Source organism: Polaromonas sp. P4_H1, from assembly GCF_056400945.1.
Genome location: NZ_JBFUKG010000013.1, coordinates 105,791 through 123,860, shown reverse-complemented (window position 1 = coordinate 123,860; position 18,070 = coordinate 105,791). Strand labels below are relative to the sequence as shown.

The 18,070-nt window shown below is 60.1% G+C and carries 16 protein-coding genes, 2 tRNA genes and 1 pseudogene; 14 read left to right on the top strand and 5 right to left on the bottom strand.

The window, feature by feature from the left end; translation table 11 throughout:
- Nucleotides 1-196 precede the first annotated feature (196 nt).
- The 6 genes and pseudogenes from AC1DS5_RS17510 (at nucleotide 197) to AC1DS5_RS17485 (ending at nucleotide 4,395) form a co-directional block, all read left to right on the top strand.
- Nucleotides 197-1,054 (top strand): hypothetical protein, encoded by an 858-nt coding sequence (locus AC1DS5_RS17510; RefSeq protein ID WP_477719520.1) that lies wholly within the window; start codon nucleotides 197-199, stop codon nucleotides 1,052-1,054.
- Between the two features lie 262 nt (nucleotides 1,055-1,316).
- Nucleotides 1,317-1,538, top strand: a complete 222-nt coding sequence (locus AC1DS5_RS17505) for a hypothetical protein (protein ID WP_477719519.1) — start codon at nucleotides 1,317-1,319, stop codon at nucleotides 1,536-1,538.
- The gene (locus tag AC1DS5_RS17500) at nucleotides 1,535-1,813 is read left to right on the top strand and encodes a hypothetical protein (protein ID WP_477719518.1); all 279 of its coding nucleotides are present in this window, start codon (nucleotides 1,535-1,537) and stop codon (nucleotides 1,811-1,813) included. The genes AC1DS5_RS17505 and AC1DS5_RS17500 overlap by 4 nt, the downstream gene beginning before the upstream one ends.
- 268 nt (nucleotides 1,814-2,081) lie before the next feature.
- Complete coding sequence (locus AC1DS5_RS17495) at nucleotides 2,082-3,092, top strand: replication initiation factor domain-containing protein (RefSeq protein ID WP_477719517.1); 1,011 nt, start codon at nucleotides 2,082-2,084, stop codon at nucleotides 3,090-3,092.
- Nucleotides 3,089-3,292: pseudogene (locus AC1DS5_RS17490) on the top strand (helix-turn-helix domain-containing protein); the annotation flags it as partial. The gene AC1DS5_RS17495 and the pseudogene AC1DS5_RS17490, both read left to right, overlap by 4 nt.
- A gap of 65 nt (nucleotides 3,293-3,357) precedes the next feature.
- Nucleotides 3,358-4,395 (top strand): tyrosine-type recombinase/integrase, encoded by a 1,038-nt coding sequence (locus AC1DS5_RS17485; protein WP_477719516.1) that lies wholly within the window; start codon nucleotides 3,358-3,360, stop codon nucleotides 4,393-4,395.
- A 27-nt stretch (nucleotides 4,396-4,422) separates the two neighbouring features.
- Here AC1DS5_RS17485 and AC1DS5_RS17480 read toward each other — a convergent pair.
- A tRNA-Ile gene (locus AC1DS5_RS17480) sits at nucleotides 4,423-4,499 on the bottom strand.
- Nucleotides 4,500-4,525: 26 nt separating this feature from the next.
- On the bottom strand, nucleotides 4,526-5,545 hold the full coding sequence (gene hrcA / locus AC1DS5_RS17475; RefSeq protein ID WP_477719515.1) for a heat-inducible transcriptional repressor HrcA: 1,020 nt from the start codon (nucleotides 5,543-5,545) through the stop codon (nucleotides 4,526-4,528).
- Between the two features lie 49 nt (nucleotides 5,546-5,594).
- On the opposite strand from hrcA, the gene AC1DS5_RS17470 reads away from it, so the two are divergent.
- The 3 genes from AC1DS5_RS17470 to rapZ are packed head-to-tail and all read left to right on the top strand — an operon-like array spanning nucleotide 5,595 to nucleotide 9,013.
- Nucleotides 5,595-6,470, top strand: coding sequence for an NAD kinase (locus AC1DS5_RS17470; protein WP_477719549.1), 876 nt, complete (start codon nucleotides 5,595-5,597; stop codon nucleotides 6,468-6,470).
- Between the two features lie 36 nt (nucleotides 6,471-6,506).
- Complete coding sequence (gene recN, locus AC1DS5_RS17465; protein WP_477719514.1) at nucleotides 6,507-8,150, top strand: DNA repair protein RecN; 1,644 nt, start codon at nucleotides 6,507-6,509, stop codon at nucleotides 8,148-8,150.
- Nucleotides 8,147-9,013, top strand: a complete 867-nt coding sequence (gene rapZ / locus AC1DS5_RS17460) for an RNase adapter RapZ (protein ID WP_477719513.1) — start codon at nucleotides 8,147-8,149, stop codon at nucleotides 9,011-9,013. The genes recN and rapZ overlap by 4 nt, the downstream gene beginning before the upstream one ends.
- Nucleotides 9,014-9,051: 38 nt before the next feature.
- On the opposite strand, the gene mutY is transcribed toward rapZ, so the two are convergent.
- The 3 genes from mutY to mutM form a co-directional block, all read right to left on the bottom strand.
- Nucleotides 9,052-10,203 (bottom strand): A/G-specific adenine glycosylase, encoded by a 1,152-nt coding sequence (gene mutY / locus AC1DS5_RS17455; RefSeq protein WP_477719512.1) that lies wholly within the window; start codon nucleotides 10,201-10,203, stop codon nucleotides 9,052-9,054.
- Nucleotides 10,204-10,222: 19 nt separating this feature from the next.
- Nucleotides 10,223-12,202 (bottom strand): dynamin family protein, encoded by a 1,980-nt coding sequence (locus tag AC1DS5_RS17450; RefSeq protein ID WP_477719511.1) that lies wholly within the window; start codon nucleotides 12,200-12,202, stop codon nucleotides 10,223-10,225.
- A 76-nt stretch (nucleotides 12,203-12,278) separates the two neighbouring features.
- A complete protein-coding gene (gene mutM / locus AC1DS5_RS17445) occupies nucleotides 12,279-13,094 on the bottom strand; it encodes a bifunctional DNA-formamidopyrimidine glycosylase/DNA-(apurinic or apyrimidinic site) lyase (RefSeq protein WP_477719510.1) in 816 nt (271 codons plus the stop codon).
- Between the two features lie 96 nt (nucleotides 13,095-13,190).
- Here mutM and AC1DS5_RS17440 point away from each other — a divergent pair, with 96 nt between their 5' ends.
- The 5 genes from AC1DS5_RS17440 to AC1DS5_RS17420 all read left to right on the top strand — a co-directional run bounded on the left by AC1DS5_RS17440 (nucleotide 13,191) and on the right by AC1DS5_RS17420 (nucleotide 17,981).
- Nucleotides 13,191-14,966: a tetratricopeptide repeat protein gene (locus tag AC1DS5_RS17440; protein WP_477719509.1), complete on the top strand. Its 1,776-nt coding sequence runs from the start codon at nucleotides 13,191-13,193 to the stop codon at nucleotides 14,964-14,966.
- 16 nt (nucleotides 14,967-14,982) lie between these two features.
- Entirely contained in the window at nucleotides 14,983-15,507 is a 525-nt protein-coding gene (locus tag AC1DS5_RS17435) for a lipoprotein insertase outer membrane protein LolB (protein ID WP_477719508.1), read from the top strand.
- Nucleotides 15,508-15,615: 108 nt separating this feature from the next.
- Nucleotides 15,616-16,542, top strand: coding sequence for a 4-(cytidine 5'-diphospho)-2-C-methyl-D-erythritol kinase (ispE, locus tag AC1DS5_RS17430; protein ID WP_477719548.1), 927 nt, complete (start codon nucleotides 15,616-15,618; stop codon nucleotides 16,540-16,542).
- A 124-nt stretch (nucleotides 16,543-16,666) separates the two neighbouring features.
- Nucleotides 16,667-16,743 (top strand) — tRNA-Gln (locus AC1DS5_RS17425).
- Between the two features lie 263 nt (nucleotides 16,744-17,006).
- Nucleotides 17,007-17,981, top strand: a complete 975-nt coding sequence (locus AC1DS5_RS17420; protein WP_477719507.1) for a ribose-phosphate pyrophosphokinase — start codon at nucleotides 17,007-17,009, stop codon at nucleotides 17,979-17,981.
- Nucleotides 17,982-18,070 lie beyond the last annotated feature (89 nt).

Genomic DNA, 18,070 nt, shown 5'->3' with positions numbered 1-18,070 from the left:
TAACGGCTTGCAGCTCTTGTCCCGTCTGTCCCGCTTGTCCCGTTTGTCCTTGTGTTGCAAGCCCTTTCTTTTTCTGTACGTTGATGGCTGCAGGACGAACTCCCAGGAAACGGCGAACCTGGGAGTAATATTTAAATGGTAGTGCCGTCACAATTAAAAACTTGCGGCTCCGACTTTGAGCTTTGAGAGTACTCCTATGCGTCACGTCAAACAGTTGGGGTCGCCGCAGAAAGCCCGCGCTGCCCTCGCGATATTTTCTGCCTCGGCGATCCTGTGGACAGCATCAGCTTTTTGGAGCACTCCGGCCCTGGCCCAGCGCGAGGTCGCGAGTACCGTGGCGTTGCCTGAAGAACTCAAGCCTGTGTTGTCAGAACAAGTCACCAGAAAGCTCCTGGAGTCAACGAGGCTTTCGGGCATCCGCCCAAAGATGGGCTACCGCGGGACCCTTGAAGGCGTCCTGACCATGGTGTCGATATCTGCCACGCGTTCACGGGAGTACGAATGCACGGTGACCTCCGGCGGCTTCAATCTTTGCGCGGTAGCGACCACACGAAACGACAGCACCCCCGGGAAACAGCAGGAACTGACGGCGCTGGCAGGCCTCCTTCGCGTGGCCGTCGCCGCGGCCGACGAGGGCAAACCTCCGCTCTATGCCCATGTGCTTACCGACTTTTCCTTTAACGGCAACCTGCGGACTTTGGAGATGGTGGGGAACCGGTTGTCGCTTCAGGAAAGTTATATCTCCAGCACTCTTGTCGACGACAAGCTGGAAAGTATCGAATGGGAAGAAAGCAAGGTTTGCATCAACCGGGGCGCCAGGGCGGTTCCCGAGGAATGGACGCCCTTTGGGGTGGCGTATACCTACGATTGCAAGTCCGTAGGGCAACGCAAAGAGCCCCATGTTTCACCGTCCATACGACGGAACTTCGAACTGGTCTTCCTGTCGCGCGGTCGAAGGTTTGTGGAACCGTTCGTGGTGGATGTGAACGAGAGTCCCTCCGTGATATTCGCCCGCACCTCGCGCTCGGGTTTTACCCCCTCCTGGGCGAAGTAATCGGGCAACCGAAACCTGGCTCCGCGATATCCAGCTTTGTAGAAGAGGCCCTGCTTGTAGAAACGCCCCAGACCCGGAACCGGGGCTGAGGCGCAAATGCACTGGTAGGGCGTGTTGGACTTGAACCAACGACCAAAGGATTATGAGTGCGAACCCCTAATTTTTTGCCCGCCCTGACCCACGGTCTACAGACACACGCACGTCTTAACCGGGTACCAAGCGTAGTTCTAACTTGCTGTCTGACGCTACGAAGGAGCTACGTATGTCACTGAAAAAAGTGAGTAAAGATACCTTAGAAACAACAGCTGCTGCATGCGCTTGGTTAGTTGTTATTGCAGAAGCATGCGACCCACCTCGGCCAGATGTGGTTGCATGGCTTGAGAACCTTGGGCAACGGTGCCATTTGGAACAGGTATCTCGTGAAGCGGCCCCAGAGATCTCCGCGTATATTGATCGGGTTGTAAATGAAGAGGTGCTTCAATGAGTCAAAGAAAAGATGCATTGCGAGAAGAGGATTTCCAAGACACAGGACCGGACTCCATTACTGACAATCTGGACGACTTACGAGATATCTCAATCACCTTGTCACGGCCCTACTCTGACGGTGATAAGTTGTTGACCGGGGATTGGTGCGTTGATGTTCTCGTTGATAAACAAGGCATGTCTACAGGGCCATTCAATATGCCCTCGCTGGCGTTGAGGTCTGCCATAGCGGAAATTGAAAAGCAGTTTGGCATCAAGATTTCAGACAAAAAATGAGGTTTGCCACACCGGGCAAGAGGGGCCCCGCGTAGCGGGGACGCTTGCCCGGTGTAGCAAATCCGCTACGTAGCTTGACAACTTTCAGTAGCTACGCTCAAATCCTTTCATTCGCGCCTTCTCCGGGGCGCACCTAGCGGGCCATTCTTCAGGCCAGACTTAGCAGGAGCGGTTTCTTCCGCGTAGTCCCTGCACCTCGTACACGTTGCTTTCCGTTCCACTAGGAACGTTCGGTGTCGTGCGTGCAACGCTATGCCCTGGAGTTTCCATGTTCGCATCCGACGACTGCCCTGCGTCACAAGACGCAGGTTCCCCCCATGTAGTAACTACGGGGGGAAATTTCTTTCCCTCCAACACAACACAAAATCAAATATCCATCCCAACGAAGTCGCCTTGCTCGACGCAGCAATTGGCGCACGTTGACTGGCTAGGCTTCACCATCAATATCGCCGACTTGGGCGACAGTGACCCCTTGATGTGGTTCATTCTGGAATTTCATTCGCTCAGCGGATTTTTCGGCTATGACGACAACCGCAAGGGCTGGATGGGCTACAAGCATTCCCGCGATATCGAACACGGATGCGGCAAGCTTGCATGGGGTGGCGAGCATCAAAAAAACACCCTTCACTGCGAACTCACGGCCAAAGGTTGTGCCGCGATAACAGACTGGCCGAAGCTCCGCGAATGGCTGGAACGCATGGAGGCAAAAATTACTCGCGTGGACATTGCGCATGATGACCACGAAGGCAAAACAATCAATCTGGAACTCTGCAAGCAATGGCTTGAAGATGGCCTGTTTTCATTGGGAAAACGTGAACCAGATCGAAGGCTGATTGATGATCTAGGCACCGGCAAAGGCTGCACCCTCTATGTGGGTGGGCGCAAAAACGGCAAGATGTTTCGCGGCTACCAAAAAGGCAAGCAGCTCGGCGACACGTTGAGTAACTGGTTTAGGGCCGAGGTTGAATGGCGCGCAAAAGATCGCGTGATTCCCTATGACGTGCTGACGGCTCCAGGTGTGTACCTCGCAGGCAGCTACCCTGCCCTTGCCTTCATCTCGGTTCTGCAGGACCGAATCAAGACGATGAAGACTGCTGTTGAGGTCACCATCCTGCAGGCGGTGAGCAATGCTAAGCAAGCTGTCGGCAAGCTGCTGAACGTGCTCTACAACGAGCTCAAATGGACTTCAGAGGACATTTTGAAGGCTCTCCAGCGCGAAGGCGTTCCGGGCCGTTTAAAGCCCTTTGATCGCTGTTTATCGCTTGCGGCGGTTGAATGACCTCCTTCACTGATGACAAGGGGTATGGGGTGCAACCCCATGTCAACGATGGCGCACCAAGTGCCCTTCGCACTCTTACCGCAAGTCAAGCAGCCCTGTTTCTGCACATCCATCCGCAAACCCTCAAGACACGAGCCCGAACAGGCGTTATACCCGCCTGCAAGATCGGCAAGACGTGGGTTTTCTATGAACCTCTATTGATCGAGTATCTGGTGGCACAATCGTTAGCGCGTGTGTCTGTGGCCGATACTCAGGAGAAATCCGAATGTCGCTCTACAGAAGGAAAGATTCGCCTTACTGGTGGATCAAATTACCAGCTATCAGGGGAGAACGAGGCCCGCTACAGAAAAGCTCTGGGACTGCCGATAAGCGCAAAGCCCAACACGTTTACGACAAGGTTAAAGCCGAGCGCTGGGAGCAAGAAAAACTCGGAGCAAAGCCGCGCCGGACTTGGCACGAGGCTACTTTGAAGTTCTTGGAGGAAACTTCGCATAAGCGGAGTCAGTCCAAGGACAGAGCCATTCTGAAATGGCTAGACCCTTGGACGGGGGGGAAATACCTCGATGAAGTGGACCGCGCCCTGATCGACAAAATCAAGGCTGCACGGCTCAAGGTCGGAAGTGCCAGTACTGCCAATCGGTATCTCGCTGTCATACGCTCTATTTTGCGTAAGGCTTGGCAAGAATGGGAATGGATTGACCGCGTCCCAAAGGTCACGCTCTACCGTGAAAGCGAGGGTCGCATTCGGTCGCTCACACGGCCAGAGTTTGATCGTCTCTATGCAGAGCTGCCGCCGCATCTGGCTGCAATGGCGCTGTTCTCGGTTGCCACTGGTTTACGGCAGGCAAACGTTCGGGATTTGCAATGGCCGCAAGTCGACCTGGAGCGGCGGCACGCTTGGATTGACGCAGACAAGCACAAGAACGGAAAACCTCACGCTGTACCGTTAAATGCAACTGCCCTAGGCGTATTGATGCAGCAGGCAGGCAAACACCCTACAAATGTTTTTGTCTACGCTGGTAAGCCGATCTCAAACGTATCTACAAAAGCTTGGTGGGCGGCTCTTGAACGTGCCGGCATTGAGGATTTCAGATGGCACGATCTGCGTCACACGTGGGCCTCTTGGCACCGTCAACGAGGTACGCCAACTCACGAATTACAGCGTTTGGGCGGCTGGAAAACCTTGGATATGGTCGAGCGCTATGCGCACATTGCTCCCGAGGGCTTGCAGATCGCGGCCGATAGGCTTGATAATCTGTTCCAGAGCTACGCTTTGGCTACGCCAGAAGGAAAGAGGAACTGACCATGACAGCCAGTCCCTCTCAAATTCTGGTAGGGCGTGTAGGACTTGAACCTACGACCAAAGGATTATGAGTCCTCTGCTCTAACCAACTGAGCTAACGCCCCCCATCAACAAGGCAGATTGTAAGGGCCTACTTGCTGTGGCTTAGGGCCGTGCTGACCAGTTTGGAGGTGATATCGACAATCTGGATCATTTTTTCATAGGGCATGCGCATGGGGCCGATAACACCCAGTGTTCCCACGACCTGGCCGTCCACCTCGTAAGGCGCCGTCACCACCGAGAGTTCCTGGTAGGGAATGACCTGGCTTTCGCCGCCAATGTAAATGCGCACACCCTCGGCACGGCTTGATACGTCGAGCAGGCGCATCAGCTGTGCCTTCTGCTCAAAAAGATCGAAGAGCTTGCGCAGGTTGCCCATGTCGCTGGAGAAATCGCTGACGGCCAGCAGGTTGCGCTCGCCCGAAACCACCACTTCGTCACGCGATTCGATAGCCTCGGAACTGACCTGGACGGCAGCCTGCATCAGGGCGGCGATTTCGCCCCGGAGCACTTCCACCTCGTTTTGCAGGCGCTCGCGCACTTCTTCAATAGCCATGCCCGCATAGTGCGAATTGAGGAAATTGGAGGCTTCGATCAATTGAGACTGCGTGTAGTCGGCCTCGGTAAAGATGACGCGGTTTTGCACGTCGCCGTCCGGCGAGACGATGATCACGAGAAACCGTTTTTCCGACAGGCGCAAAAACTCGATATGCCGAAACACCGACGTGCGGCGCGGCGCCATGACGACACCGACGAACTGCGACAGGCTGGACAGCATGTGGGCGGCGTTGCTGATCACTTTCTGCGGTTGGTCGGGTGCCAGCCTGGGGGCGGTGATCTGCCCCCCCGAAGAAAGCTGGTCGCGCTGCGTGGTGAGCATGGTGTCGACGAAGAGGCGGTAGCCGCGGGCGGTTGGAATGCGGCCGGCTGAGGTATGCGGGCTGACAATCAGGCCCAGTTCCTCCAGATCGCTCATGACATTGCGTATGGTGGCGGGAGACAATTCAAGACCGGAGGCCCTGGACAGCGTGCGCGACCCGACCGGCTGACCATCAGCAATGTAGCGCTCCACCAGCGCCTTGAGCAACAACCGGGCACGATCATCAAGCATACTGACATTCTACGAAGCTTCCGAAACCATGTTGTGATGTAATTTGATGATGAAGTCGCAATTTCGCCATGTCGCACTGATCGGCAAGTACCACGCCCAGGGGTCCCGTTCTGCGCTGGAAGACATTGCGCACTTTCTGGGCACGCAGGGCTGCGATGTGGCGATTGAGCAGGACACCGCCAGCAACACCGGCCTGACGCAGTTCCCCACGCTGGATGCGGCCGGCATAGGCGCCCAGTGCGACCTCGCCCTGGTGGTTGGCGGCGACGGGACCATGCTGGGCATCGGCCGGCTGCTGGCCCAGTTTGGCATTCCGCTGGTGGGTATCAACCAGGGCCGGCTCGGTTTCATCACCGACATCTCGTTTGACGATTACCAGGACACGCTCAAACCCATGCTGCGCGGCGAGTTTGAGGAAGACCGGCGCTGGATGATGCAGGCCAAGGTGGTGCGCGACGGGCGCTGCGTCTTCAGCGCAACGGCCATGAATGACGTCGTGGTCAATCGCGGCGCGACCGCCGGTATGGTGGAGCTGCGTGTGGAAGTCGATGGCCGCTTTGTGGCCAACCAGCGCGCTGACGGCCTGATCATTGCTTCTCCCACCGGCTCCACGGCCTATGCCCTCTCCGCCGGCGGCCCCTTGCTGCACCCGTCCATCCCCGGCTGGATACTGGTTCCGATTGCCCCGCATACCTTGTCAAACAGGCCCATCGTGCTGTCAGATGCGGGGGAAATTACGATTGAAATAGTGGCGGGCCGGGATGCCAGCGCCAACTTTGACATGCAGTCGCTGGCCACCTTGCTGCATGGCGACCGGATCACCGTCAGGCGATCGGAGCACCAGATGCGGTTCCTGCACCCCAAGGGATGGAGTTATTTTGATACCCTGCGCAAAAAACTGCACTGGAATGAAGGCGTGGCCTGAAGCGCCCCGGCTGACCTCCTGGCCCGGATTTAACTTATGAGCCTCAAAAGCATTTCGCTTCGCGATTTTGTCATCGTCCATGCACTGGACCTGGATCTGTCGGATGGATTTACCGTCCTCACCGGGGAAACCGGGGCCGGTAAATCGATATTGATTGACGCCCTGCAGCTGGCGCTGGGCGCACGCGCCGATGCCGGCGTGGTCCGTGAGGGCGCTGCGCGCTGCGAGATCAGTGCGGAATTTGACAGCCCCGCCGGCCTGGCGCCGTGGCTTGAGCAGGCCGGACTCCAGGCGGACGGCAGCCTGCTGCTGCGCCGCACGATTGATTCGCAGGGAAAAAGCCGGGCCTGGATCAATGGCAGCGCGGCCACCGCCACCCAGCTCAAGGAAATCGCCGACCAGCTGGTGGACATCCATGGCCAGCACGCCTGGCAGAGCCTGACCCGCCCCGACGCGGTGCGCGGCCTGCTGGACTCCTATGCGGACCTGTCCACCGTCACGCTCTCCCAGTGCTGGCAAGCGTGGCGTGCGGCCCAGAAAACATTGACCGACGCGCGCGCCGCCCAGGACAGCCTGCAGCGTGAACGCGAACGCCTGGCCTGGCAGATCGGCGAGCTGGAAAAGCTGGCACCGGGCGTGGATGAATGGGACGAGCTCAATGCCCAGCACGGTCGCCTTTCGAATGCCCAGGCCTTGCGCGATGCGGTGCAGACCGCCGTCGACGCCCTGCAGGAAGCCGACGACAACGCCACAGCCCTGCTCGGCCGCGCCATTTCATCACTGCAAAATCAGGAGCACATAGAGCCTGAATTCAAAGGGCTTGCCGAGGTTTTGAACAGCGCATTGGCGCAGGTCGAAGATGCCGTTCACTCACTGAACGGCTATGCAAGGCATGCCGAGCTGGAGCCGCAGCGGCTGGCCGAACTGGATGAGCGCCTGTCTCTCTGGGTCAGCCTGGCCAGGCGTTACAAACGCACGCCTGCCGAGCTGCCTGAATTGCTGGCCTCCTGGCAAAGTGACCTGCACCGGCTCGATGAAGCGGCGGATCTGGTCCAGCTGGAAAAAAATGAGCACCTTGCCCGCTCGGCTTATATGGAAGAAGCCCGCCAGGTCTCCAAGTCCCGCAGCAAGGCAGCCCCCCTGCTCGCCAGGGCCATCACACAAGCCATGCAGGGCCTGGGCATGCAGGGTGGAAAATTTGACGTCTCGCTCGGCAAGCTGGAGCAACCTGCCCAGCATGGGCTTGAGCAGGCCGAATTCCTGGTCGCCGGCCACAGCGGCAGCACGCCCCGTCCTGTCGGCAAGGTCGCGTCAGGCGGCGAGTTGTCGCGCATCGCGCTCGCCATTGCCGTCACCACCAGCCAGCTGGGCCAGGCGCAAACCCTGATCTTCGATGAAGTTGATTCGGGCGTGGGCGGCGCCGTGGCTGAAACCGTTGGCCGCCTGATGAAGCAGCTGGGCAAAGACCGGCAGGTCATGGCTGTGACCCATCTGCCCCAGGTCGCTGCGTGTGCCGACCAGCATCTGGTGGTGGCCAAGCGCACCGAAAAAGGTGCGACTGTCAGCACCGTGGACCACGTCAATGGCGAACAGCGCGTGGCGGAGGTTGGCCGCATGCTGGGTGGTGAACGCCTGTCGGGCACCACGCTTGCGCATGCCAAGGAAATGCTGGGCCAATGATGGCTCTGGAAATGGTACTCATCACCGGCATGTCGGGCTCGGGCAAGTCCGTGGCCCTGCACGCGCTGGAAGACGCCGGCTATTACTGCGTGGACAACCTGCCACCGGAGTTGCTGACGCCTTTTGTAGCGCTCGAGCACCAGCGCGGCCCCCGAAAAGTGGCCATCGCGATGGATGTGCGAAGCGCCACATCATTGCCGCTTGTTCCGCAGCAGCTGCGGCAATTGCAGGCACAGGGCGTGACCGTCCAGTCCTTGTTTCTAGACGCCAGCACCGACACGCTGGTGCGGCGCTTTTCCGAAACCCGCCGGCTGCACCCGCTGTCGCGCGGCGATACGGCCGACCAGCACCGGGCGCTGGTCGATGCCATTGAGCTGGAGCGCGAGCTGCTGGGCGACATACGCGAGCAATCCCATGTGCTGGACACCAGCATGATCCGCGCCTCGCAGTTGCAGGCCTATGTGAAATCGCTGATCGCCGCCCCGGCACCCCAACTGACGCTGGTGTTTGAGTCATTTGCCTTCAAGCGGGGGGTGCCACTGGATGCCGACTACGTCTTTGACGTGCGGATGCTCCCCAACCCGCATTACGAACCGGACCTTCGCCACCTGACAGGGTGCGACCAGGCCGTTGCCGATTACCTGAAGGCGCATGCAGAGGTGGCCGACATGTTCAGGGATATCAAGAAGTTCCTTGATCACTGGTTGCAGGCACTGGTGAAGGATCACCGCAGCTATGTGACCGTGGCCATCGGCTGCACCGGTGGCCAGCACCGCTCCGTTTACCTGGTGGAAAAGCTGGCTGAGTCGTTTGGCAGGCAGTGGCCTACCCTGAAACGGCATCGCGAACTGGATGCCGGCTGATCAAGCGGTAGCAACCCAGCGCATCGCCCACATTCAGGTCATGCCGGCGCATCCTGCAGCAGCAGTTTGCGGATGGGTGCAGGCAAGCCCAAACCCGGCCATTGCGCCGGGCCAAACCATGCACCGGATCTCGCCCCCGCGTCCATCGCTTTCGGCATGGCCTGGCCCGCGCTAAAGCCTGCGATCCAAGGGGCCAGATGCAAATCCCTGTGCGTCAGCACATGGACGAAATGCGGCAAGGGCTCGAGCCTGCCGTGCACGCCGGCAGGCAAAAAAGCTTTCAGGGCGTCATCGCTGTCAAACACCGGCAGGCAATACAGCCCGCCCCAGATGCCGGACGCAGGACGCTTTTCAAGCCATACCGACCCGTCCGGCCTTTGCGCCCATAACAGGCTCAGCGCCTTCGAACTGCGTTTGAGTGTTCGCGTTTTGACGGGGTATTTTTCGGGTTCACCGGTCGCGCGGGCACTGCACAGGTTCTGCACCGGGCACAACAGGCATTGCGGCTGCCGGCCGGCACAAATTGTGGCGCCCAGATCCATCAACCCCTGGCTGTAGCGCGGCATGCTGTCTGGCAGATTCTGCGTTGGCAGCAGGTCGGTGGCCATGTTCCACAGTGCGCGCTCATTGGCGCCTTGCGCCAGGTCGGCCGAAAAGCCCAGCACCCGCGTAAGCACCCGTTTGACGTTGCCGTCCAGGATCGCGACGCGCTCTCCAAAACAAAATGACGCAATGGCAGCCGCGGTAGAGCGGCCTATGCCCGGCAAGGTTTGAAGCTGTTCGGCGGTACGCGGAAACTGCCCTGCGTGCAGCTGCATCACCTCCTGCGCGCAACGATGCAGGTTGCGTGCACGGCTGTAGTAGCCCAGACCGCTCCACAAGGCCAGCACCTCATCCTGCGAGGCAGCGGCCAGGTCGCTGACGGCAGGGAAATGCTGCAAAAACCGGGCGTAATAGTCGAGCACGGTGGCAACCTGGGTCTGCTGAAGCATGATCTCCGACAGCCAGACACGGTAGGGGTCGCGCGTGTTTTGCCAGGGCAGGCTATTGCGTCCATGCGTGGCCTGCCAGCGCACGATTTTCACGGCAAAACCTGACAGCGCCGGTCGCGCGAGATCCGGTTTCCCGCCCTGCGGGCGAGCAGGCGGGGTGGTCGGCCTGCCTTTGGGCGCGGCGCCTGCGGCCATCATCAACGGTCAGGAATCAAGGTCAGGCAACCTGGCTCAACGCCACCTGTTCTGTGGAAGCCGCCGGCTCTTCTTCCCTGGGATGGGTTGCAGGCCCGACCATCAGGTGCTCGGTCAGCTCTTTGAGCTTGGTGTCAAGCTCATTGAGCACATTCTCCTGGTCTTCAATCTCGGCAATCCGCTCGTCCAGGCCAGATGCGGCCTGCTGGATACGCTCAATCGCTTCGAGCCTGCGCCCGAAATTGCGGCGCCGCTCGCGCAGCTGCGCATCCAGTTGCGAAGCCGCCGACTTGTTCCAGAGCTCCACTTCGCCCAAGGCGGACTCATACACGACACGCAGGCGCGTGGCCAGCGCCCGAACCAGCCGCTCGGAAAACTCCGCCTGCGAGAGTTTGAGCATATTGCTGACCCCGAGGTATTGCAGGTGGCTGCGCTGTATGAGCTCCAGATCGTTCACATACCGGGTCAACTCGGGCTCCTTGGGAGCTTGCAGCGAGAAGCTGAATTCAGCATTCAACTGCCGAAAAGAGGCGGTCAGCATGGACTGGATTTCGCCACTGAGGATTTGGCACTTTTGCAGGCCCTCGCGCAGCCGCGAAAAGGTCTGACCGTAAGCCTTCTTCACGCCGAGCTTGATGCCCGACTTCTTGAGCGTGGCGGTCAGCTCGGCCAGCTCGGCCTTCAGCGTCGGCGTGCTGAGCAGGTTGAACATATCCCGAAGCAATTTAAGGTGCACGGACCGCACCGCATGTATTTTGGCGCCGCTGGTGTCAAACTCGCCCTGCTCCTGCTCGATGCGCGTGCGCATGTGCTTGATCACCGAGATGTTTTTACCCCTCAGGCCGCGCAGCTCAATCATCTGCTCGGCCAGATCACGCCGGCGAATATGCATGGCGCGCCCCGCCTCGACTCTCAGCTCGCCAATGCCGCCGGCCACTGCCGTGCGCAGGATCTTCTGGCGCTGACCCATCACACCCTGCGCCAGCGCAAGCTCAAGCACCGGCAAACGGCTGGCCTGCAACAGCGCCTTGTCGCCCGTCACTTTGGCAAGCAGTCCCTTTTGCGCAGAAACGGGAATGACCTGCGACTCGGGCAGTCCCAGGATTTCGGCCGATGTCACCCTTTGCCGGTCAATTTGCGCCTGCACCTGCTCGGGTGTGCTCAAGGCGTCCCACATGGTGTCGATCTTGTTCAGCACTACTAGGCGTGCGTCGCTGGCATCGCCCTCGGTGATGAGGTGTTCGCGCCAGATGGAAAGGTCGGATTTGGTCACACCCGTATCGGCGGCGAGGATGAACACCACCGCATGCGCCTGGGGAATCAGGCTGACGGTCAGCTCAGGCTCGGCGCCAATTGCATTCAAGCCCGGCGTATCGAGGATGACCAGGCCCTGCTTGAGCAGGGGATGCGCAATGTTGATCAGTGCATGACGCCACTTCGGCACCTCGATCAGGCCATCGGCGCCTACCAGGGGGTTGTCTTCGGGGGTGCTGTCGTTCCAGAACCCGAGCAGGCGGGCCTCTTCCTGGGTGACATGCCGGACTTCGGCGACCTTCTCGAGCGCCTGCGCCAGCTGGGCCGGGTCGTTCACGTCCAGGTCAACGCGCGTCCACTTTTCGGGCACCATCCGCCATTCCATCAGCGCCTGGGTCTGCAGGCGCGTCTCGATCGGCAACAGGCGCAGGCAGGGCGGCACATCCGCGTCATAGCCCAGCTCGGTCGGGCACATGGTGGTGCGGCCGGCGCTCGCCGGCATGATGCGGCGGCCATAGCCGGCAAAGAAGATGGCATTGATCAGCTCGGATTTGCCACGCGAAAACTCCGCCACAAAGGCCACCATGACCTTGTCGGAGCGCACCTGCGACTCCAGCCTGTGCAACCGCTCTTCCACCGCGGCGTCGAGCAGGTCATGGTCTTTCATCCACTCGGCAAGCAGCTTCAGTCGCAGGGCAAATCCGCGTCGCCATACGCCGTGCTGATCAAATTTTTCGTTAAAAGACATAGTCAACTGTGTGGATGTGAGCGGTCAATATAGCATCGCCCACCCGAAACAACCATGGGCTTCCTCTGTGGAACGCTCACGGTTTCTGGCAACTGGCGCAATAAAAAGTCGATCGCTGGCCCTGCCGAATACTTTTGATGGGCGATCCGCACACCTTGCAGGGCATGCCGGCACGGTCGTACACCATGGCGTCAAGCTGAAAATGACCCGCCTCGCCCTGGGCGTTGGAAAAGTCCCTGAGGGTACTTCCCCCTTTTGTAACGGCCTGTGTCAATACCTGCCGAATGGCGCGGTGAAGCAACGCTGCACGCGGTTTGCTGATGCGGGACGCCTTGGTGGTAGGCCGGATACCGGCCAGAAACAGCACCTCCGATGCGTAAATATTGCCCACCCCCACCACGGCCTCGCCGCCCAACAAGACCTGCTTGATGGCGGTCTGCCTGGGCTTGAGCGCCTGATGGAACACCGCCGCGTCGAACGCGTCACTGAGCGGCTCGACACCCAGCCGGCCCAGGAGCTTGTGGGCCACGGCGTCGTGCTCGTCTCCGGCATACACCACGGCGCCGAAACGGCGCGGGTCGTTCAGGCGCAAGGTTCCAAGGCTGGTCACCATGTCAAAGTGATCATGCTTGCCAGGCAAGGAAAGGCCCGAGCCAAAGCTCACGCTGCCGGACATGCCAAGGTGAATCAGCAGCAACCCATCGCTCAGGTCGACCAGGAGATACTTGCCGCGGCGGCGCACAGCCAGCACCTGCAGGCCCACGAGACGCTGCGCACTGCAGCCCAGCGGCCAGCGCAGCGGTTTTCCCATGGATACCGCCTCGATGCGGGCGCCCGCAATGCGGTCTGCAAAACTCAGGCGGGTGACTTCAACTTCGGGCAGTTCAGGCATGGCTCACAGTCAGGCGGTAACAAACATCAACCCGCGGGACAGACCCTGAGGACAAGAGGGAAAACGCATCCGCGGAGCTTCAATTATCATGGGTTGATGAAGAAAAGACTTAGCCGTGTCCTCGGCTGCCTCTACCTCGCCGCCCCCTTGGTGCTGGCGCAGACCCAAGCGCCCGCGCCCGCCGCACCTTCCGGGCTCGCCGAAGCCAAAGCAGCGCAGGACGCAGCGCCGCCCTCCTCACCGCTCGATAGCGCACTGTTTTACCAGCTGCTTGTGGGTGAAATCACCACGCAGGATGGAGAGCCCGCCGCGGGTTTCGCGCTGATGCTGGACGCAGCCCGCAAAACGGGAGAGGCCCTGCTCTACCAGAGAGCTACCGAAATTGCCCTGCAGTCGCGCTCCGGCGACGCCGCGCTGCAGGCCGCGCAGGCCTGGAAGCAGGCCCAGCCTGCCTCGCGCGAAGCCAACCGCTATGTGCTGCAAATCCTGATCGCACTGAACCGCATTGCCGAAACAGCAGCCCCCCTGAAAACCGAGATCGGCCTGGCGCCGGAGGCCGAGCGCAATGCGGTCCTGGCCGTAGTGCCGCGCGCCTATGCCCGCGTCACTGACAAAACACTGTCCAGCACCGTGGTGCAGGAGGGCCTGGAGACCTACCTGAACAATCCCGCCACCGCCGGCGCCGCCTGGGCCACCGTGGGCCGCATGCGGCTGGCCGCAGACGACAGCAACGGCGCACTCGACGCGGCCAAACGCGGCCAGGCCGCCGACGCTCGTGCTGAAGGCCCGGCCATGTTGGCGCTGGAACTGATGGACCCCAAACTGGCCGAGGCGGAAGACCTGGTCAAGAAATACCTTGAAGGCAACGCCAAGGCCCTGCCCGAATTCCGCATGGCGTATGCGCGGGCCCTGCTGGATGCACAGCGCTATGCAGAAGCGGCGACCCAGTTGCAGGTGGTGACCCGTGAAAAACCCGACTTCCCGGAAAGCTGGCTGGTGCTGGGCTCTTTGCAACTGCAGGACAACCAGCTCGCGCAGGCGCAGGCCTCACTGCAACGCTATGTCGCACTGGCGGAGCAGCAGGCCGCGGAGGCTGACCGCAATCGCGGCCTGGCCCAAGCCTATCTCTCGCTGTCGCAAGTGGCTGAAAAACGCAAGGACTTCGCGGCCGCAGAAAACTGGCTGAACAAAATCGAGGATGCCTCTGAACTGACGGCGGCGCAAACCCGCCGCGCCTCCATTCTGGCAAGCCAGGGCAAGCTCGAAGAGGGCCGGCAGCTGATCCGCCAGCTGCCGGAACGCAACCCCGCCGATGCACGGCTCAAACTCAATGCCGAAGTCGGACTGCTTCGCGACCTCAAGCAATACCGGCTTGCCCATGATGTGCTGGCGCAGGCCCTGACCAAGACGCCCGATGAACCTGAACTGCTGTACGACCAGGCCATGATGGCCGAGAAACTTGCATCGCTGGGCGAGATGGAGCGCCTGCTGCGCAAGGTCATCCAGCTCAAGCCCGATTACCACCACGCTTACAACGCGCTCGGTTATTCGCTGGCAGAGCGCGGCGTTCGCCTGCCGGAAGCCCGCGAACTGATCCAGAAAGCGCTCGGGTTCGCGCCGTCCGATCCCTTCATCAAGGACAGCCTGGGTTGGGTTGAATACCGCATGGGCAACAAGACCGAAGCGCTTCGCATTTTCGAGGCTGCCTACAAGGCCAAACCCGACGCGGAAATTGCCGCGCACTACGGGGAGGTCCTGTGGAGCATGGGCCAGCGCGAACGGGCGACGGCAATCTGGAAGGAAGGCTTGCTGCTGAACCCCGACAACGAGACCCTGCAGGAAACCCTCAAGCGCCTGCGTGTGAAGCTGTAACCCCGGATCCCTGCCCTTGTTGCTCCTCACCCGCCTGCGTTCAGCCCTTTTTTCAGGCTGCCTGATTGCTACTTTTTCCGCTACTTTTTTGATAGCAGGATGCGCTCATCCTCCGGGAACAAAAGGCATAAGTGACTCCAAAAACGGTTTCTGGGCCGGCCGTCTCAGCCTGCAGGTGCACAGCGAACCCGCACAGTCTTTTTCGGCCAGTTTCGAGCTCAAGGGCCAGCCGGAGCGTGGCGAGCTGACACTCATCAGTCCGCTGGGCAATGTCCTCGGTGTACTGCGCTGGTCACCCGGTGAAGCCATCCTGGATTCAGGCAACGAGAAGCTGCAACACTATCCATCGATCGATGCCCTGACGGAGCAGGCCACGGGCGCGGCCTTGCCGCTGGCTGCGCTGTTTGGCTGGTTGCAGGGGGACCACGCCAGCGTCAACGGCTGGTCTGCCGATTTGTCCCGCCACAGCGAGGGCCGCATTTCGGCCAAAAGAGCCCAGCCCACACCACCGGCCGACCTTCGTGTCGTGCTGGATCAATAAGGTCCGGCGCCGGGTCTGCTCAGCGCTAACGAATTGCCAGCGGATTGCCAACGGATTCACGGATCAAACGGATCAAACGGCTTAATGGATCAAACGGATTTTTCAGACGTGACACGCCCCGCCAGTGCCTCCCGTTCTTCGGCTTACGCGCGCCCGCTCAAAGCCATTTACGACGTTCCCGCCCCCGCCAAGCTCAACCTGTTTTTGCACATCACGGGCCGGCGGGCCGATGGCTACCACCTGCTGCAGTCGGCCTTCATGCTGATCGACTGGTGCGACACCCTGCACTTTGAGTTGCGCACAGATGGCCAGATCAGCCGCGCCGACCTGGGCGATCCGGGCCATCCCGGCAGCACACCCGAACCGCTGCCCGCCGAAGATCTGGTCGTACGGGCGGCCAGGGCCCTGCAGGTAGCTTGCGGCACCTCCCTGGGGGTTCACATTGGCCTGGAAAAACGCATACCCTCGCAGGCGGGCATGGGAGGCGGCTCGTCCGACGCGGCGAGTTGCCTGCTGGCGCTGCAACGCCTCTGGGGTGTGACGTTGCCTGCCACGGAGTTGCGCGCGCTGGCCCTGTCGCTGGGCGCGGACGTGCCTTTTTTCCTCTCGGGCGGACACGCCTGGGTCGAAGGGATTGGCGAGAAAATCACCCCCATCGCACTGCCGGCGGCGCGGTTTGTGGTGGTCAAGCCTTCAGCCGGGCTCTCCACGCCCGCTATTTTCAGTGCACCGGAACTCAAACGCGATACAGAAACTGCTACAATCCAAGGCTTTGCTGCAAATGCAGAAGGTCAGGTCTTCGGATTTGGTCGCAACGACTTGCAGCCGGTTGCCCAGGCACTGTGTCCGCCGATTGGCCAATCACTCGATTGGCTGTCAGCGCAACACCTTGAGGGACGAATGACCGGCTCGGGAAGTGCTGTGTTTGCGCTACTGCCGCACGATGTAGATCTGACAGATTTGCCGGGACACCCTGGCGACTGGAAAATTCGCAAGTGCAGCAATTTGCAAGCGCATCCCCTGGCCGGTTGGTAATAAAATAACCGCTCTTGGGAATGTGTTTTCAAGCGACCATGAGTCAACAGGTTATAGGTCGGTTGTTGGCAAGTTGCGTTGTCTGGTTTCAGACTACGCTTCAAAGGCAACAGTTGTCCTGTGTAGGGGTGTCGCCAAGCTGGTTAAGGCACCGGATTTTGATTCCGGCATTCGCAGGTTCGAATCCTTCCACCCCTGCCAAATTTCTGATCTGCCATGAAGGCGGGTCGCAGATCCGCCCGGTGCGGGTCTGCATGACTGACGGAACCCCTTAGGTTCCGCTTGACTACAGGCCCGCTTGGCGGGTCTGTGTGTTTTTGGAGACACAGGCAACCGGTGCTCACTGCCAAGTTCCTGTAGCAACGTGTTTCCCCGGTGCGTATTGTTGCCGTGCGCAAGTTGATTCGATAAAAATTTCCGCCGCGTTCAAGTCCTCTTCAAGTTCGATTTCAGCTGGGCCTCACATGCAAACGCACCATCCCGACTTCATGGTTTTCACCGGCAATGCCAACCCCAGCATGGCCTCCGAGATCGCCCAGCACCTGGGCATTTCACTGGGCGCTGCCCATGTGGGGCGTTTTTCCGACGGTGAAGTCACCGTTGAAATCCAGCAAAACGTGCGGGCCCGTGACGTGTTTGTGGTGCAGTCGACCTGTGCGCCGACCAACGACAACCTGATGGAACTGCTCATCATGGTCGATGCGCTCAAACGGGCGTCGGCCGAGCGCATCGCCGCAGTGATTCCTTATTTCGGCTATGCCCGGCAGGATCGCCGCCCGCGTTCGGCGCGCGTGCCGATCACTGCCAAAGTGGTGGCCAACATGCTGCAGGCCGTGGGCGTGTCGCGCGTCCTGACGATGGACCTGCATGCCGACCAGATCCAGGGCTTTTTCGATATTCCGGTGGACAACATTTATGCCTCGCCGGTGCTGCTGGGTGATTTGCGCCAGAAGAATTACGCCGACCTGATGGTGGTCTCGCCTGACGTGGGCGGCGTGGTGCGCGCCCGTGCGCTGGCCAAGCAGCTCGGCTGCGACATGGCCATCATCGACAAGCGCCGTCCCAAGGCCAACGTGTCGGAAGTGATGCACGTGATCGGCGATATCGAAGGCCGCAACTGCGTGATCATGGACGACATGATCGACACGGCCGGCACGCTGGTCAAGGCCGCCGAGGTGCTCAAGGAGCGTGGCGCCAAAAAGGTTTACGCGTATTGCACGCACCCGATTTTTTCGGGCCCGGCCATTGGACGTATCACCCAGGGTGACGCGCTGGATGAGGTGGTGATCACCAACACCATTCCATTGAGCCAGAACGCGCAAGGCTGCAAAAAGATTCGCCAGCTCTCCGTGGCGCCGCTGATCGCCGAGACGATCCAGCGCATTGCCAGGGGAGAGTCGGTCATGAGTTTGTTTTCGGACCAGGACAACCTGTTCTGATCCGAAACAAAAAGGTGGCTGCGCAACCCTTGGGGTTGGGCAGCCTTTTTATGTCGGGGTGAGCTGGTCGCGGCCTGCCCTTTAATGGA

Coding starts and splice junctions, on each gene's coding strand:
- AC1DS5_RS17510 (WP_477719520.1), top strand. CDS start 197: ATGCGTCACGTCAAACAGTTGGGGTCGCCGCAGAAAGCCCGCGCTGCC.
- AC1DS5_RS17505 (WP_477719519.1), top strand. CDS start 1,317: ATGTCACTGAAAAAAGTGAGTAAAGATACCTTAGAAACAACAGCTGCT.
- AC1DS5_RS17500 (WP_477719518.1), top strand. CDS start 1,535: ATGAGTCAAAGAAAAGATGCATTGCGAGAAGAGGATTTCCAAGACACA.
- AC1DS5_RS17495 (WP_477719517.1), top strand. CDS start 2,082: ATGTTCGCATCCGACGACTGCCCTGCGTCACAAGACGCAGGTTCCCCC.
- AC1DS5_RS17485 (WP_477719516.1), top strand. CDS start 3,358: ATGTCGCTCTACAGAAGGAAAGATTCGCCTTACTGGTGGATCAAATTA.
- hrcA (WP_477719515.1), bottom strand. CDS start 5,545: ATGCTTGATGATCGTGCCCGGTTGTTGCTCAAGGCGCTGGTGGAGCGC.
- AC1DS5_RS17470 (WP_477719549.1), top strand. CDS start 5,595: ATGAAGTCGCAATTTCGCCATGTCGCACTGATCGGCAAGTACCACGCC.
- recN (WP_477719514.1), top strand. CDS start 6,507: ATGAGCCTCAAAAGCATTTCGCTTCGCGATTTTGTCATCGTCCATGCA.
- rapZ (WP_477719513.1), top strand. CDS start 8,147: ATGATGGCTCTGGAAATGGTACTCATCACCGGCATGTCGGGCTCGGGC.
- mutY (WP_477719512.1), bottom strand. CDS start 10,203: ATGATGGCCGCAGGCGCCGCGCCCAAAGGCAGGCCGACCACCCCGCCT.
- AC1DS5_RS17450 (WP_477719511.1), bottom strand. CDS start 12,202: ATGTCTTTTAACGAAAAATTTGATCAGCACGGCGTATGGCGACGCGGA.
- mutM (WP_477719510.1), bottom strand. CDS start 13,094: ATGCCTGAACTGCCCGAAGTTGAAGTCACCCGCCTGAGTTTTGCAGAC.
- AC1DS5_RS17440 (WP_477719509.1), top strand. CDS start 13,191: ATGAAGAAAAGACTTAGCCGTGTCCTCGGCTGCCTCTACCTCGCCGCC.
- AC1DS5_RS17420 (WP_477719507.1), top strand. CDS start 17,007: ATGCAAACGCACCATCCCGACTTCATGGTTTTCACCGGCAATGCCAAC.